Genomic DNA, 543 nt, shown 5'->3' on the forward strand with positions numbered 1-543 from the left:
TCTCTCCGCAACACCCTCAGCGACTCCAAGGTCGACGAGAAGCTCGATGCTGGTGACAAGGAGAAGCTCAAGGCCGAGATCGACAAGACCGTTGCCTGGTTGGACGACAACCAGACCGCCACCAAGGACGAGTACGAGTCTCAGCAGAAGGAGCTTGAGGGTGTCGCCAACCCCATCATGATGAAGTTCTACGGAGCTGGTGGTGAGGGTGGCATGCCCGGCGGTATGCCCGGCGGTGCTCCCGGCGGCGCCCCCGGTGCTGGCGGTGATGACGGCCCAACCGTCGAGGAGGTTGACTAAGCGGATCGCTTCACGGCAGTCTCTTCGTCCTCTTTCCTTCACATCTTCTAGCATAGACATTTTCCCGGGTGTTAGTTCATGGAGTTCACGGCTTATGAGCCCTTTTCATTGTTTTTTCCTGATGCATCGGATGAATTAACGATCAATGACTATGGCAGGAAAAGTTCGGTGGTAGCATGTACTCTAATAATAGGGTTTAATATCCTGTGTAGAGAATCGAGATGATACTTCAATAAAAAAAAA

1 protein-coding gene is annotated in these 543 nt (G+C 52.7%); it reads left to right on the forward strand.

Features of this window, described 5'->3' with window-relative positions; all coding sequences use genetic code 11:
- On the forward strand, positions 1-300 hold a 300-nt coding region (locus tag D1Z90_RS22270; protein WP_198419296.1), incomplete at its 5' end, for a hypothetical protein.
- Between the last annotated feature and the right edge of the window lie 243 nt (positions 301-543).

Origin of the sequence: Motilimonas pumila, from assembly GCF_003596335.1 — a bacterium.
Lineage (GTDB): Bacteria > Pseudomonadota > Gammaproteobacteria > Enterobacterales > CBDFNC01 > Motilimonas > Motilimonas pumila.